Genomic DNA, 14,069 nt, shown 5'->3' on the forward strand with positions numbered 1-14,069 from the left:
GTGCTTACTCATGCCTGAAATAAATGGCTAGCTTTCCAAAAACTTCCTCAATGCATCGTGTACAAAGTACGTCCAGCCACCAATGAAGGACTCCCTAGTAAAGTCTTTGAGCGGCGGGAAGGTGTCGAGGCCGGTGTGGGTGAGCACCAGGCGGGTCTGGTCACCCTCGGGGAACAGTTCCCAGGTTACGTGCGACATTCCCTCATAATCCTTATACGACCAGCTGTAGGTGATCTTCCTGCCCTCTACTACCTCGGTCACTTCGCAAAAATGGACATAGTCGCCGCAATCGCTCTGGCCGGTAAATTCAAAGGTGAAACCCACCTCAGGCTTAAAATCTTCAAGGTCGAAATACCACCGGCGCATCTGCTCCACATCGGTAATGGCGCGCCACACTTTCTCGGTAGGGGCGTTATACGTACGTTCAATAATCAATGGATCTTTCATGGTCGCTGTTTTTATAGTAATGGTTTAACGTATGGTTTGTTTCATTTTTGTCATAGTGATGCAAACACGCATTTTCGCCGTCAAAACACCTGCGGACTTTTGCATTATTTATGGTGTTTTCGATCCGGGCCTAAAAGTCCTCTTGGGGTTACCCAAAAATACCCTTGCATACTACCCTAAAATACCCCGGTACTGACCTTAAAATACCTCCTGGCATACCTTAAAACCGCCCTGCCGGGATGATTTTAGGGTATCAGGCATCTGAGGTATCCAAAAAGTCACCTAAGGCATCGAGTTTCTCATCCCAGAACGATTTGTATCGGGCCACCCATTCGGATACCTCCTTAAGCTTATCGAAATGGGCGCGGCAAAAGCGCTCCCTTCCCTCCTGCCTCATGGTTACCAAACCGCACTCGGCAAGTATGCGCAAATGCTTGGAAACAGCCGGGCGGGTCATACTAAAATGCTCTGCCACAGCATTTACGGTCATTTGCTTCTTCGCCAGCATATTGATGATCTCCCTCCGTGTGGGGTCGGCTATCGCCTGGAATACATCCCTTCTCCTGGTCTCCATTATTGCCTGCCTTCAAACCGATAGTCAAAAGCCCCTTCCCGCAGGTGGATTCCATGCTGCAGCCAGGCTTTAAGGCATGCCAGGAAGTTGGCCCAGCCCTCGGTATTGCCCTTCAGCCAATTGATTCCGGCCTCGTTGTTGGGGGCGCTTTTCTCGGTAACAATAACAACTGTATCCTCGCCTTTGGGTGTCAGGGTTATTTCCACAAGCATCTCATTATCAGCATTATCCCAATGATAAGAGACATACTCATCCTGTATTACCTTACCTACGCGTACAGGTACATCCATATCAATTTCCGGAAAGCGCCAGGTAATGGTTTTGCCTTCTTCCATCCTCCCGGATGACTGGGAAATAAAGTAATTAGACATCTGCTCAGGATTCACAACAGCTTCAAAAACCTCATTTACAGGCTTCTGTATCTGGATTCCTGCTTTGATTTCAAGTGTTTCAGGTTGCATAGTTCAATATTTAATTAAAAGTAACCGTTTGGTTACACAAATATAAGAAACCATTTGGTTACACAAAATATTTTTGATACAATTTTACATTCGCTATATTTGGACATGAAAAAAATCATTCTTTCCCTTGCGCTGCTGGCGTTGCTGTCGTGCAAAGACGATTCGGTAAAGCCGGTAAACGGAACCGAAATAACCACTGAACAAGCCGGCGATTCTGCAAATGCGGTAACTGAAAAAGCTCACGATCAGTCTGTTGAAGATGAGATAATTGTACTGCAAAAAAACATAACCAACTCCACTCCTGCCGACCGGAGAAGCCTGTTGCAGCGCTACCTCTCCTATTCAGATAAAATTGATGGTGCAGTAGCTGAAATTTACAGTCTTTTTGCTTACGAGTATGAGCAGGAACATACAGCCGACTTCTATTCGGTGCTCCAGGATTCGGATACCGATATTATAGTACAATGGGCCGATGAGGCCTCCGCCGAAATTGCCATACGCATTGAGACCCTGGCGGAAGCCGAAGCTTTTTTACAAGACCTGAAGCACACCAACGAAGCAAAGATTACAGCCCTTGAACCCGCCCAGACGGAACTGTTTAATTTATATCATAAACAACTGGAGGAGAAGGTATACAACTACATTCAAAAATAATGAAAGGAAAACTACTCTTACTGCTCTCCATAACCGGTTTGCTCTGCACATCGTGCCTTTCAATCGGTTTGCACATGATTGGGGCTTACGATAAGGAAGCAACTGTTTCGCACTACACTAACGGTGACAAAGATGTAGCCTATATACCGATGAAACACATTGGGCCTAAGGAGTTTTACAGGAATGTAAAAAGGAAGGTTGACTCCTTACAGGCTGAGGGATACATTGTATATATGGAGAGTGTCCGCGTAACCGACTCTCTCACGCCACAGCAAAAAGACACATTAAAATGGAAAATCAGAAAGCTTACAGGAATAAACATAACCTCTTCGGGTTATATTGACACCATAAACGGCACATTAATGGGTTACAAATTTAAAAACAGGAAAGGACTTGTCAACCAGCCAAAATACTATGCCCTGGGGGTGGATACTATTAAAGGCCGTATCGTAGATGTACCGATGAACCATCTGGTGCGGGTATATGAAAACGAATATGGCCCGATCATACTGAACGATTGCGACTATGCATCGCCCTTCGACACAAAATATAACTGTGGCAAGATTAACAGCAATGAATCGAATGCCATGATACTGGACTACCGAAACAGCTACCTTGCCGGCACGATCTCAGATGAACGCTCTAAAAAAATTGCCGTATTATATGGCGCCCTGCATGAAAGCGGCATGTATAAAGAACTAAAAATGCGTGACTCTGCCTGGGTTCGCAAACCAAGACAATGAGCCACCGCCATTTCATCATATACAAGCCTTATGGCTACCTGAGCCAATTTACCTACAACCTTAAACGCACCAAAAAGCTGCTGGGCGAGCTGTATGATTTTCCAGAAAATACTATGGCCATCGGGCGTTTGGACGAAGACTCTGAAGGGCTCCTCCTGCTCACAACAGATGGCATGATGAGCGAGATCGTACGGAGCAGGAAAGTAGAAAAGGAATATTACGTACAGGTAGATGGCACGGTAACTGAAGAAGCTATAGAACAGCTTAAAGACGGTGTGGAGATCGGCTTTAAAGGGACGCGGTATGTTACTAAACCTTGTGAAGCATCAATTTTACATGAAACCCCTGCATTTCCCGAAAGAGGAAAGAAGATTCGCGATGAGCGCCACGGCCCTACTTCATGGCTCTCGGTAACCGTTACCGAAGGCAAGTTCCGGCAGGTACGAAAAATGACCGCGGCAGTTGGTTTTCCTACGCTTCGGCTGGTAAGAGTGCGCGTAGGCAACGTCGCTTTGGGCAGGTTGCAGCCAGGAGAGGTGACGGAGGTCGGAGGGTTTGATGTGTAGAAACACGGATGACACGGATTTTCTACAGGCAGGGTGTAGAGACGTTGCACTGCAACGTCTGACATAATTTATATACCGCAAACGTTGCAGCGCAACGTTTAATATAATTGATGTATAGCAGACGTTGCAGCGCAACTTCTCTACAACAAATCCAAGCAACCATATCTATGTAATAGAGATAAATATTGTAAGATTTTTTAGCAAAACTTTAGAATAAAGCTGTTCATTTAATGCCTATTTTTAACACTAAATGAATGCAAAGGTCAAAAAATATTTACGTAAAGCCGGAAAGATAGTCCTGTGGATAATAGGTTCCGTTATTGGGTTGTTCCTGCTACTTGTATTGTTGCTCCAAATCCCTTATTTTCAGAATCTGGCTAAAGATGAAGCTGTCAGCTATTTGGAGGGTAAAATAGGCACTAAAGTCGAGCTCGACCGCATCGAGATCGGCCTGCCGAAAAAGGTGATACTGGAAGGCTTTTACTTTGAAAGCCAACAGGGCGACACGCTGCTCGCCGGCGAGAAACTGGCAGTAGACATCAGCCTTTTCAAGCTTTTTAGCAACGAGGTAGAGATCAATTCGATTAACCTTGAAGGCATTACTGCGAATGTAAAGCGCAATAAAGACTCGGTTTTCAACTTCGACTACATCATCAGGGCTTTTGCTTCGGACAAGCCAAAGGACACGACATCGGCCCCGATGAAATTTTCAATAGATAAGATTAACCTTGATCGCATTAAGATCAGGTATGATGATGCTATTACCCGGAATAACCTTGCTGCAAGCATTGGACATTTTGATACCCGCATTAAGACATTTGACCTTGAGAAGCTGGAGTTTGAAATTCCAAAAATAACCCTCGACGGCCTCAAACTCACTCTTGAACAGGGTATGGTTGCACAGGTGGCACAATCGACCCAGAAAGCAGCTGAGGAAGCCTCGAAGCAACCCAACCTGAAGCTGAAACTTGGCGTGTTAGCGCTCTCCAATATCGACATTGGCTATGACAATGAGGGCAGCCGCCTCGATACAGGTATAGTATTGAAAACACTGAACCTTGATGTTAACGAAATTGATCTCAGGAAACAATTGATTGACCTTAAAAGCCTTGAATTAAAAGGGCTTAAAGGCCAGCTTGCTTTCGGCAAATTTGAGAAGCAGGTACAGGAGGCGCTCCCGGCACAATCGGCAGCGGTACAGCAGGCTCAGTGGAAATTCAAATTGGGGAATACCGATATTGATGATGTAGCATTTAAATTTGACAACCAGAATTTTGCCCCGGCAGCCAAAGGCATCGACTACAACCACCTTGACATTTCTAACCTGACGCTGAACGCTAAAGATTTTTCGTATGGCCCGGATGCCATTTCGGGAAATATTGACAAGTTTACTTTAAGGGATAAAAGCGGTGTGGACATTAAAGAATTGCGTACCGAGTTCTTTTACGGGCCAAAGGGTGCCGAGCTGAAAGGACTGTACCTTGAAACTCCAAGTACTTTATTGAAAGACCAAATCATCGTATCCTATCCTTCACTTGAATCGCTGCAAACCGACATTGGCGAGCTTGGCGTAAATGCTAATCTGGAAGGCAGTAAGGTTGGTTTTAAGGATGTGCTGCTTTTTGTACCTACACTGGCCGACACACCGCCGTTTAAGGGCAACCCGAATGGTACACTGAACATAAGCAGTAGAATGGAAGGAAAGGTGAAAGACCTGTATATAGCCAATCTTGAAGTGAGCGGCATTGGGTCGACTTCCATCACGGCAAGTGGCAGGATTAAGGGGCTGCCGGACGTGAAAACTGCTTACATGGACCTGAATGTAAAAGCATTCCGCTCGACGTCTAAGGACATCAACAGCTACATTCCACCCGGTACAATACCTGCCAACATACAGCTTCCGGCAAACCTTTTGGCGAAAGCCAAATTTAAAGGTACACTTGAAAATTTCAGTACCAACATAAATCTCGTGAGCAGTTTTGGCAATGCCAATGTAAAAGCCACATTTGATCAAAGGCGAAAAAATTATGAACGCTATGATGCCGATGCAGACATACAGAACTTCGATATAGGGAAGTTGATAAAGAATGATTCCCTGGGTAAAGTCACATTAAAAGCTAAAGTAAAAGGAACAGGCTTAAACCCGCAGACAGCGAATGCTTTGGTGGATGGGAAACTGGCTAAAGCAGAATTTAACGGATATACTTATCGCGACCTGGCAATCAATGGCAAAATAAATAAAGGTGCCTTCGATATAAAGGCTGCAATGGACGACCCAAACCTCGATTTCCAGCTCGTTGCAAGCGGTGGGTTTAAAGATAAATATCCTAATGGAAAAATACGCCTGAATGTTGACATTGCCGACCTCAACAAGCTCAACCTTCATGCAGGACCGCTAAAACTGCGCGGCAACGTTGATGCCGATATTGCCGACGCCGATCCGTATAACCTGAACGGCACCATTAGCCTGCACCATTTTATGTTTGCCAATGCCGAAGAGGAGTTTGCGCTGGATTCCATTAGTATTGTCGCGTTGACTAAACCCGATACTACTTCCATTACTTTGCAATCATCTGTTGCCCGCGCCAAAATAACTGGTAAATACAATGTTGCCGAAGTGGGTACAGCAGTGTCCAATACATTTACGAAGTATTATAATAGTAATCCGTCAGCACAAAAAAAAACCACAAGCCCGCAACAGTTTGACATAGAATTAGTTATTGACAACGATCCTGTACTTTACAAGCTCATTCCGGCGATTGAAAGGCTGGAGCCGATAACTATGAAAGGTGCATACAACAGTGTGAACGACAGCATCGTACTGAACGGAAGCATACCCCGGGTTGTATATGGTAATTATACCATTTCGGGTGCGAAGATCGATATTAAAAATGAAGAGGATGCACTGGCTTACAACGTGGTGATCGACCAGGTGCAGGGCGAGCAATTCGTACTTCCACATACCAGCCTTACGGGTAACATTAAGGACAATACTATTTTGTATACACTTCGTATAGAGGATGCTAAAGAAAAGGAACAATACCTGGTTACCGGACAGTTGAGAGCCAATGAGGGCAACACCGAATTGCAGCTGAATCCCGATGGCCTAAAACTGAATTATGAACCCTGGGATGTTGCTGTAGACAACCTGCTGCGTTTTGGTAAAGATGGTATTTATGCGAACAATTTTGAAATAAGCAATGAAGGTGGGGCAATTAAGCTGCAATCACAATCGGAAGCGCCAAACAGCCCACTAAATGTAGAGCTACGAGACTTTAAGATCGAGACGCTCACCAACATGATCCAGAAGGATGACCAGAAATTCAAAGGGACGATAAACGGTACGGCCGAGGTGCGCGACCTGACGCAAAGCCCGGTGTTTGTAGCCGACCTGGACATTACCGATTTTGCCGTGGCGAAAGATACCGTGGGTAACATTAAAGTGCTTGTAAATAATGAAGTAGCGAATACATACGCTGCCAAAGTGGAAATAACAGGCCAGGACAACCAGGTAAACCTTGACGGCAATTACAATACCACCGGGCAGAATTTTGACCTCGACCTTAATATTGAAAAGCTAAATATTGCCAGTATACAGGCGCTGAGCTTCGGGCAGGTTAAAGATTGCGAAGGCTACCTTTCAGGACGTTTTGACATTACCGGCACGGCGAGTGACCCGAACATCAGCGGCAACCTGAAATTCAACGATGTGGTGCTGAGGGTAACGCAGCTGAACTCGAAGTTTAAAGGCATGAACGATAATATTACCGTTAATGAAAGCGGCATACGTTTCGATAACTTTGACATCGAGGATGAAAAGAATAACCAGCTGACCATCAACGGTACTATCGCGACCACCGATTACAGGGATTTTGCCTTTAACTTAACGGTGGATGCGGAGAATTTCAGGGCGGTAAACTCGAAGGCAAAAGACAATGATTTTTATTACGGCAAGCTGTTCATCGATACACACCTCAATGTAAAAGGCACTATGAACGCCCCTGTGATTGACGGCGACCTCAAGGTAAACGAAGATACCGAGTTTACTGTGGTACTCCCCCAGCAGGATCCATCGATTGCCGACAGGGAGGGTATAGTAGAGTTTATCGACCAGGACAACATGGAAATGCAACAGCGCCTTAAAATCGAAGAAACTGTGAACGCTACCCAGTTTAAAGGAATGGATGTTTCTGTAAACATACAAATTGTAAAAGAAGCTGAGCTAAACCTCGTTATAGATAAGGGTAATGGTGACTTTCTACAACTAAAGGGTGAAGCAGACCTCACGGGCGGCATTGACCAATCAGGAAAAACCACATTGGCCGGCCGTTATGAATTTGACGAAGGAGCGTACCAAATGACCTTTAACCTCATCAAACGAAAATTTGATATTCAGAAGGGAAGCTATATCCTTTGGACAGGTGAACCTACAGAGGCCGATGTGAACATTACTGCCGTATACAAGGCTGATATCCCCCCTATTGACTTGGTTGAGAATCAAATAACCGACCCTGCCAGAAGAAACATGTACAAGCAGAAAATTCCAATCCATACACTCCTGAAAATAAATGGTGAACTGCTTAAGCCTGAACTTTCATTCGACATTATCGTACCCGAAGGGAATTATAATGTTGCCCCTTTTGTGCTGGCTGATACTAACACCAAACTGGCACAGATACGCGAACAGCCTTCGGAACTCAACAAGCAGGTGTTTGCAATATTACTGCTAAACCGATTTATAGGCGAAAATCCATTTGCCAGCGAAGCAGGCGGAACCAGCGGTGAGGCACTGGCCAGACAGAGTGTGAGTAAACTCCTTTCGCAGCAGCTGAACAACCTTGCAGGTGACCTCATCAATGGGGTTGAACTGAACTTTGACCTTGAAGCTACTGAAGATTATACCACCGGGCAACAGGAAAATCGTACCGACCTTAATGTAGGCATATCCAAAAGACTACTGAACGACAGATTAAAAGTGACGGTAGGCAGCAGTTTTGGGCTGGAAGGCCCACAACAGGCAAATGAGGAAACCACCAACATTGCAGGTGATGTTGCTGTAGACTACCAACTTACTAAAGATGGTCGCTATATGGTAAGGGCATACCGAAAAAACGAATACCAGATAGCGTTACAGGGACAGGTAGTGGAAACCGGGGTTGCTTTCATTATTACCATGGACTATAATAAATTCAGTGAACTATTCCACCGAACTGAGGAAGAAAAAGAAGCAGCAAGGCAGGAAAGAGAGCGAAGAAAACGCGAAAGAGAAGAAAAAAAGAGGAGAAAAACAGAGGCTGAGCAAAAAGGAGATAAGAAGGATGACTTGCCACCAAACAGCACTAATGAAGAAGATGAGAATAAATAAAATTTCATATTATCTGATAATAGGATTGCTTTTTGCTTACGGCTGCAGCAACACCAAGTACCTTCCCGAGGGCGACATGCTATATGTAGGTGGTGAAGTTGAAATAAAAGATACAGTTATGAGCCGCAAGGAGCGCAAAGCTATGGAGAAAACCATGGAAGGACTTTTACGCCCCAAACCCAATAGCGGCTTTTTGGGATTAAGGCCAAAGCTATGGATATATAACATTGCAGGCACTCCTTCCAAGGACAGTGGTTTTAAATACTGGCTAAAGAATAAGGTGGGTGAACCACCTGTGCTTTTCAGCCAGGTAGATTTGGATTATAATGCCGATATACTCCAAAACTATGCTGAAAACAAAGGGTACTTTAAGGTACGAACCGCAGCTGATTCTACCTCGCGCAACCGAAGAGCAAGAGCTAAATATACGGTTACACCAAAACAGCAATATAAGATTCGTAAAGTGATATTTCCAGGAGATTCTACGGCTACAGAACTTGACAGTACAGTGGCAAATATCCGCCGCAGGAGCCGCCTTAAAAAAGGGCAGCCCTATGACCTGGATGTAATTAAGGAAGAACGCGAGCGCATTGACCAAAGGCTGAAGAATAAGGGGTACTTTTACTTTAATCCTGACTATATTCTTATACAGGTTGACAGTACTGTAGGTAACCACCAGGTAGACCTGATTGTGAAGGTAAAAGGTGAAACCCCTGAAATAGCAAAAAGGGTATATAGCATCGGTGATATAATTATATATCCGAATTATTCTTTAGCGAACGCAAAAGACACGCTTGTAAATGATCCAAGAGCAGTGGAACGCTTTAAAGACCTTACCATTATTGACCCGGAACATACCTTCCGCCCCATTATATATGACCGAACGATGTTCTTCCATAAAGGAGATGTTTACAGCCGCAGAGAACACAATCTTACCCTAAACCGACTGGTCAACCTTGGGACATTCAAATTTGTAAAGAACGAATTCCGCCCTTCAGATTCCCTTGATACAGTGCTCAACACGTATTACTATCTTACACCCTTACCTAAAAAGTCAGTGCGATTCGAAATTTTAGCCAAAACCAATTCTGCAAACTACAATGGTACCGAAGCCAGTATAAACTGGAGTAACAGGAATGCTTTTAAGGCTGCCGAACTCCTTTCACTATCGTTATTTGGAGGGGCTGAAATACAGTCTTCCGGGCAAAACAAAGGATATAATGTATATCGCGTGGGTGGTGAGGCAAGCATTACATGGCCTCGATTCATTACCCCAATAAAAATACAGGATTCAAGTGCGTTTGTACCGAGGACACGCGCCATGGTTAGTTACGAATATCAAAACAGGGCCAGGCTGTATTCGCTAAACTCTTTCCGTACCCAGTTTAGCTACTTATGGAAGGACGACATACGGTCAGAACATCAACTGAATGTTTTTGATGTAAACTATGTTAGCCCCGCTACAGTTACCCAAGAGTATTATGATCAAATAAGCAAAGCAACTGAAGACGGTGATTTAGGTGCTGCGGACGCATTGCAGAAAGTAATAGATAAGCAACTCATTTTTGGGCCTACTTACTCTTACACATTCACCAATACTATGCGAAAGTTCCGCAAGCATACCTTTTACTACAAAGGTTCGCTTGATCTTGCGGGAACCATTGCTGGCCTTACTACCGGAGCCGATGCAAAAACGAAAGAACCCGAGGAGATATTGGGCGTGCCGTTTAGCCAGTTTGTAAAAACCGAACAAGATTTTCGGCATTACATGAAAGTGGGCGATAAATCACAATTGGCAAGCCGAATTATTGTCGGTGTAGGCTTGCCTTACGGCAACTCGACGGAATTGCCTTTCATGCGTCAGTTTTTTATTGGAGGAACCAACAGTATACGGTCATTCAGGGCAAGGTCTATAGGCCCGGGAACCTTCAGGACCAATGTAGATGGCGACAGCTTTTTACCTGACCAAAGTGGCGATATTAAGCTTGAATTAAATACAGAATATCGGGCAAATCTTTTCAGTGTTATCAATGGTGCATTGTTTTTGGATGCAGGGAATATATGGCTTTGGAATAAAAATGCAGACAAGCCCGGAGCAGAGTTTAGCAATAAGTTTTATGAAGATCTGGCTGTAGGTGCGGGAACCGGTTTGCGTGTTGACATTACATTCCTTGTACTCCGCCTTGACCTGGCCTTCCCATTACGTAAGCCATGGCTTCCGGAAGGCGAACGCTGGGTGTTTGATGAAATAGATTTTGGAGGAAAAACCTGGAGGAAGAATAATTTAGTATTCAATTTGGCAATTGGGTATCCTTTTTAATTGTTAGCACGCAACCTTGTTATTAATGTTGCATCTATTAAGAAAAAACCTATGAAAAGCCTATCTCTGCCAATTGCCTTACTCCTAAGTTTTTATAGTCATTCTCAATGTTGGGAGAATGTGTTTGCCGGAGATGCAACAAGTTTTGGAATACAAACCGATGGTACGCTGTGGGCCTGGGGTGTTAACGATTTTGGAGAAATAGGCAACGGTACTACGGTTGACCAATTGTTACCTGTACAAATTACATATGATACCGATTGGGTTTCTGTATGTGAAGGCTTTGCCCATACTATTACTATTAAAAGTAACGGTACTATGTGGGTATGGGGAATGAATTACTTCGGGCAATTAGGCATTGGTTCAACAGAAGAAATCCATACACCGATACAATTAGGTACAGATTCTGATTGGCGTTTTGCAGCTACAGGATTTGGATATACAGTAGCAATTAAAAACGACAATACTCTTTGGGCGTGGGGAAATAATTTAGGAAACTTGGGTGACGGAACACAAACAGACCGTTACGCCCCAATACAGGTTGGAATTGATAATAATTGGGAAACTATAGCATGCGGCCAGGCACACACAATTGCAATCAAACAAGACAACACTTTATGGGGATGGGGGTTTAATGATGCCGGACAACTTGGAAACGGAACAAATGCAGATACAACGCTACCCGAGCAAATTGGCCAAGATACAGATTGGGATACGGTTGCGACCGGTTATTCACATACTTTAGCTTTAAAAACTGATGGTACATTATGGGCTTGGGGATTAAATAATAATGGGCAATTAGGCGACGGTACATTTGTAAATAGAAATAATCCGGTACAAATCGGAACTGACTCCGACTGGAGACAAATAGTTTGCGGGATGTACAATAGCACAGCGCTGAAATCCGACGGAACAGTATGGGAATGGGGTAATGTGAGGAATCCCGAAACCGGCATGATGGAATATTATACTACACCTGTAAATTTACAAGAAGGGGAATGGGAAAAAATTGCAAAGGGATATCATTATGCGTTGGGAATTAAGAGCGACAATACAATATGGGGCTGGGGACATAACGGCTACGGAAATTTAGGCATAGGTTCTACAGAAGAAATGCTATGGCCAACCCAGGTGCTTTGCCCTCCGCCATTATCTGTAACTGACCAAACAAAAGAAAATTTTGTCATCTATCCCAATCCTGCCAAACAAACAATTACCATTAAAAATCCGGGACAAGGGATTGCTGATGAAATTTCTGTATTGGATATTTCAGGTAAGGTTGCATTAAAAGTTTTCCATACTGATCAAATCAATATTGAAAATTTGCAATCAGGAATATACCTTGTCAAAATTGCTTCGGGAAATTCAAGCCAAATCGAAAAACTTATAAAAATATAATTTTAGCGAAGCCAATCGCATTAGCTAAAAATCCATACGACCCCATAAATAATTATCGAATAATTCTGAAAATCAAAGTATATGGGGTTGCTTCGGTAAAGCTATGTCTTAGACCTTTTATCCGGCCTGATTATCATGCGCAATGACTGGTCGCGGGAGAAGTACGCAATCATCCAGTTATAGGCAGTAACAATCCTGTTACGGTAACCTATGAGGGACATAAGATGAATAAACAGCCACATTAGCCAGGCGATGAATCCTTTAAAGTGCATTTTTGGCTTTGGTAAATCGACAACAGCCTTGTTCTTGCCAATAATGGCCATAGACCCTTTGTCATTGTACTTAAATGCTTTAGAAGGCTTATTTTTTAGCTCATTTTTAAAGTTCTTTGCAAGATTTTTCCCCTGCTGTATGGCCACCTGCGCTACCTGAGGATGTCCTTTTGGCCAGTCGGTATCAGTAGTTTGCAGGCAGGTGTCGCCAATGGCATAAATATCTGTGACATTTAAAATTTTATTGTACTCATCGACCAGCATTCTTCTTCCTGGCCCATAGCTCTCAACAGGAATGCCTTCAAATACTTTTGCAGATACACCTGCCGCCCATATCAGGTTTTTAGAATGGATGGTCTCGCCTGTGCTGAGATGTACTGTGTCGTCGGTAAAATCGGTAACGCGCGTATTAAGCTTAACAACAACACCCATTTTAGTCAACGCATCCAATGTATCCTGTTGCGAATCTTTACTCATGGGCGAAAGCAGCGCATCTCCCCCATCCACAAGATAAATGTGGCTTGCACTTGTAGAGAGTTCCGGATATTCTTTTCGAAGAATACCGTTTTTCATCTCGGCAAACATACCCGAAACCTCAACACCTGTTGGGCCGCCACCGGCAACAACAATATTGAGGTATTTACGGCGTTCCCTGCTGTTTTTGCAGATGGTTGCCTTTTCCATCCGTTGCAGCAGCTGATTACGCATTTCTATTGCATCGTTTAGGGTCTTCATGGGTATGGCATTTTTGCGAACGTTTTCCATACCGAAATAATTAGTTTCGGCGCCCGTTGCAAAAACTAGGCGATCATAATCCAACTCGCCATTATGCAATATGACTTTTTTTTCAGAAATGTTTACAGAAAGCACCTCCCCCATCCTAAAACCTATATTGCCGGCATGACGGAAAAGCTTTCGAAAAGGATAACTGATACTGGAAGGTTCAAGAAAAGCTGTTGCCACCTGATAGATAAGGGGGGGAAAGAAATTATAATTGTTTTTATCAACGAGCGTAACTTCAATTCTTTTATCTCCGGCAAGTTCCTGCGCAAGGTTTACCCCGGCAAAGCCACCTCCTACAATCACTATTTTCATGGCAAATCTTTTATGCAGCTTAGCTGCTTTTCTTCTATAAAGTTAAGTATATTACTATTAATGCACAAAGCTTTCTGAAGGTCGTCACTAAATTTATGAAATAATTGACATTTTCAAATTTGTAAGTCAATTCTTCATATACATGATCAAATCTGTAATTGTTTATTTTATTGT

At 43.7% G+C, this 14,069-nt stretch carries 10 protein-coding genes; 6 read left to right on the forward strand and 4 right to left on the reverse strand.

Annotated elements, in window-relative coordinates:
• Window positions 1-27: 27 nt before the first annotated feature.
• The 3 genes from OGH69_RS14325 to OGH69_RS14335 form a co-directional block, all read right to left on the reverse strand.
• Complete coding sequence (locus OGH69_RS14325; protein WP_265175169.1) at window positions 28-447, reverse strand: SRPBCC family protein; 420 nt, start codon at window positions 445-447, stop codon at window positions 28-30.
• Between the two features lie 253 nt (window positions 448-700).
• Window positions 701-1,021 (reverse strand): ArsR/SmtB family transcription factor, encoded by a 321-nt coding sequence (locus OGH69_RS14330; RefSeq protein WP_265175170.1) that lies wholly within the window; start codon window positions 1,019-1,021, stop codon window positions 701-703.
• A complete protein-coding gene (locus tag OGH69_RS14335) occupies window positions 1,021-1,482 on the reverse strand; it encodes an SRPBCC domain-containing protein (RefSeq protein ID WP_265175171.1) in 462 nt (153 codons plus the stop codon). Before OGH69_RS14335 ends, OGH69_RS14330 begins: the two co-directional genes overlap by 1 nt.
• 105 nt (window positions 1,483-1,587) lie before the next feature.
• On the opposite strand from OGH69_RS14335, the gene OGH69_RS14340 reads away from it, so the two are divergent.
• From OGH69_RS14340 to OGH69_RS14365, 6 genes are all read left to right on the forward strand, one after another.
• Window positions 1,588-2,136, forward strand: a complete 549-nt coding sequence (locus OGH69_RS14340; protein ID WP_265175172.1) for a hypothetical protein — start codon at window positions 1,588-1,590, stop codon at window positions 2,134-2,136.
• A complete protein-coding gene (locus tag OGH69_RS14345) occupies window positions 2,136-2,879 on the forward strand; it encodes a hypothetical protein (protein WP_265175173.1) in 744 nt (247 codons plus the stop codon). Before OGH69_RS14340 ends, OGH69_RS14345 begins: the two co-directional genes overlap by 1 nt.
• Complete coding sequence (locus OGH69_RS14350) at window positions 2,876-3,445, forward strand: pseudouridine synthase (RefSeq protein ID WP_265175174.1); 570 nt, start codon at window positions 2,876-2,878, stop codon at window positions 3,443-3,445. The genes OGH69_RS14345 and OGH69_RS14350 overlap by 4 nt, the downstream gene beginning before the upstream one ends.
• A 250-nt stretch (window positions 3,446-3,695) precedes the next feature.
• A complete protein-coding gene (locus OGH69_RS14355) occupies window positions 3,696-8,810 on the forward strand; it encodes a translocation/assembly module TamB domain-containing protein (RefSeq protein WP_265175175.1) in 5,115 nt (1,704 codons plus the stop codon).
• Window positions 8,788-11,130 (forward strand): translocation and assembly module lipoprotein TamL, encoded by a 2,343-nt coding sequence (locus tag OGH69_RS14360; protein WP_306354395.1) that lies wholly within the window; start codon window positions 8,788-8,790, stop codon window positions 11,128-11,130. Before OGH69_RS14355 ends, OGH69_RS14360 begins: the two co-directional genes overlap by 23 nt.
• 51 nt (window positions 11,131-11,181) lie before the next feature.
• Window positions 11,182-12,528 carry a T9SS type A sorting domain-containing protein gene (locus OGH69_RS14365; RefSeq protein ID WP_265175176.1) on the forward strand — a complete coding sequence of 449 codons (1,347 nt, stop codon included), beginning with the start codon at window positions 11,182-11,184 and terminating at the stop codon, window positions 12,526-12,528.
• Between the two features lie 101 nt (window positions 12,529-12,629).
• On the opposite strand, the gene OGH69_RS14370 is transcribed toward OGH69_RS14365, so the two are convergent.
• Complete coding sequence (locus tag OGH69_RS14370; protein ID WP_265175177.1) at window positions 12,630-13,895, reverse strand: NAD(P)/FAD-dependent oxidoreductase; 1,266 nt, start codon at window positions 13,893-13,895, stop codon at window positions 12,630-12,632.
• Window positions 13,896-14,069 lie beyond the last annotated feature (174 nt).

The sequence above is a fragment of the Flavobacterium sp. MFBS3-15 genome (genome assembly GCF_026107645.2).
GTDB lineage: Bacteria > Bacteroidota > Bacteroidia > Flavobacteriales > Flavobacteriaceae > Flavobacterium.